General features: G+C 65.7%; 3 protein-coding genes. 2 read left to right on the forward strand and 1 reads right to left on the reverse strand.

Features of this window, described 5'->3' with window-relative positions:
- A partial coding sequence (locus tag I5W_RS01180) for a winged helix-turn-helix domain-containing protein (RefSeq protein WP_044527872.1) occupies positions 1-423 on the forward strand: 423 nt, incomplete at its 5' end.
- Positions 420-1,799, forward strand: coding sequence for an ATP-binding protein (locus tag I5W_RS01185; protein WP_044527873.1), 1,380 nt, complete (start codon positions 420-422; stop codon positions 1,797-1,799). The genes I5W_RS01180 and I5W_RS01185, both read left to right, overlap by 4 nt.
- A gap of 97 nt (positions 1,800-1,896) precedes the next feature.
- Here the strand turns inward: I5W_RS01185 and I5W_RS01190 are convergent.
- A partial coding sequence (locus tag I5W_RS01190) for a tryptophan--tRNA ligase (protein WP_044527874.1) occupies positions 1,897-2,537 on the reverse strand: 641 nt, incomplete at its 5' end.

Here is a 2,537-nt window from a genome sequence, read left to right on the forward strand (position 1 = left end):
GCACTTGAGCGCGCGACTGTTCCCCGCATCCGCAGCGTCCTGCGCCGCACCCAGGCGCTGCCGCCCAATATGGCCCAGCCGGACGTGGCCGCCATGCGCTTTGCCGGCTGGACGCTGGACCTGACGGCGCGTCACCTGGTGAACCAGGATGGCGTGGTGGTGGCCTTGTCGGGGGCCGAATTCCGCTTGCTCAAGGTGTTCCTGGATCACCCCAACCGCGTGCTCAACCGCGACCAGTTGCTGGAACTGACCCAGGGCCGCGAATCGGATCCGTTCGACCGCTCGGTCGATATCCAGATCAGCCGCCTGCGCCAGAAGCTGGGCGATGATGCGCGCACCCCGACCATCATCAAGACCGTGCGCAACGAAGGCTACGTGCTGGCCACGGCGGTCGCCACCGACCATACGGGGCGCCCGGCATGACGCGTTTGCTGGGCTCCATCGGCAACCGCATCTTCGTGCTGCTGCTGGCCGGGATCGTGGTGGCGGTGTTCGCCACCAGCTGGCTGGCCGGCAATGAGCGCCGCAATACCTTGCGCGAACTACGCTTCCAGCACCTGGCCGACCGTGTCGAGCAATTCGTGCAGGCGGTCGACGACCTCCCTCCCCCGCAGCGCCCCATCGTCTTGCAAGCCGCCACTAACTTCGGTTTCGAGGCGCACATGGTGGAGGACATGAACGAGGCCATCGACAGTTCCAATGCCAGCAACAGCCCCTTGATCGAGTTGCTGCAGGCGCGCCTGGGCCAGGATCGCAAGATCGTCGTACAGCGCGAGAACGAATGCCCGCCGCTGCGCAACGATGACGCGCATGGGCGGCACCGCGACACCTGCCGCGTCATCTACATCAGCCTGCGCGACCACGCCCTGATGCGCCTGCGCCTGCACCAGCCGGGCGAGCCCCCGGCCCTGCGCGGCGGCAGCGCTCCGGGTGGACCGTTCGGGCTGCAATACATCCTGCTGTTCCTGGTGTTGATCGCCATGCTGGCCTGGCTGGTAGCGCGCATGGCCACGCGACCGATCCGCCAACTGGCGCAGGCCGCCTCACGCCTGGGCAGCGACATCGACCATCCACCGCTGGCCGAGACCGGCCCCACCGAAATCCGCCAGGCGGCGCACGCCTTCAATGCCATGCAGGCGCGCATCCGGCGCCAGATCCAGCATCGCACCCACATGCTGGCAGCCATCACGCATGACTTGCAGACGCCCTTGACGCGGATGCGCCTGCGCCTGGAAAAGGTGGCCGATAGCGAATTGCAGCAAAAGCTGATCGATGACCTGGGCGTGATGCACGGCATGGTGCGCGAAGGGCTGGACCTGGCGCGCAGCATGGATTCGTCCGAGAAGATCCAGGCGCTGGACATCGATTCCCTGCTCGACAGCGTCTGCGCCGATGCCGCCGACAGCGGCCAGGACGTGAGCCTGCAAGGCAGCACCCGGGCCTTCGTGATGGCCCAGCCGGGCGCGCTGCGGCGCTGCCTGACCAACCTGATCGACAATGCCTGCAAGTACGGCAAGGTGGCCCGCGTGACCATCGCGCTGGAGCAGCAGAAGATCGCCATCCGCATCCGCGACCAGGGGCCCGGCATTCCCGAGGCGGAACTGGAGGCGGTCTTCGAACCCTTCTATCGCCTGGAAGCCTCGCGCTCGCGCGATACCGGCGGCACCGGCCTGGGCCTGACGATTGCCCTGAACATCGCCGAGAACCACCATGGCCAGTTGCGCCTGCGCAACCTGAGCGAGGGGGGATTGGAAGTCCTGCTGGAACTGCCGCCGATGACGCCGGGCAAGCCGCGCTAGCTCAGGCAACTTTGAACAAACGTTCAGGTCACCATGTAAAAAACCGCTGCTTCCCCAGTCAGGAAGCAGCGGTCTTCATATCCGACCCAAAATCGCCTTAGCCGAAGTAATTCAGGCCCAGGGCCGCATTGACCTCGGCCATGGTCTGCGCGGCCACGGCGCTGGCGCGTTCGGTACCACGCTTCAAGATGGCCAGCACTTCGCCACGGTCCTTGGCGAATTCTTCGCGGCGGGTGCGGATCGGCTCCAGCAGTTCTTGCAGGATGCCTTCCAGACGGCGCTTGACCACGCTGTCACCCAGGCCGCCGCGGGTGTAGTGGGCCTTCAGTTCGGCCACGGCATCGCGGTCCGGGTCGAAGGCATCCAGGAAGGTGAACACCACATTGCCCTCGACCTGGCCCGGATCATCCACCCGCAGGTGGTTGGGATCGGTGTACATCCGGTGTACGGCCTGCTTGATCTCGGCCGGGGTGGCACCCAGCGCAATCGAGTTGCCCAGCGACTTGCTCATCTTGGCCTTGCCATCGATGCCGGGCAGGCGACCGGTTTCGGAGAGCACTTCCTTGCATTCGACCAGCACCTCGCGATCCACGGTGGCGTTGAATTTGCGCACCAGTTCATTGGTCTGCTCGATCATCGGCAACTGGTCGCTGCCCACCGGCACCAGTTGGCCCTTGAAGGCGGTGATGTCGGCGGCCTGGCTGACCGGATAGGTCAGAAACCGGCCGGGAATCGCGC

The organism is Herbaspirillum sp. B65, from assembly GCF_000333555.1.
GTDB lineage: Bacteria > Pseudomonadota > Gammaproteobacteria > Burkholderiales > Burkholderiaceae_D > Herbaspirillum > Herbaspirillum rubrisubalbicans.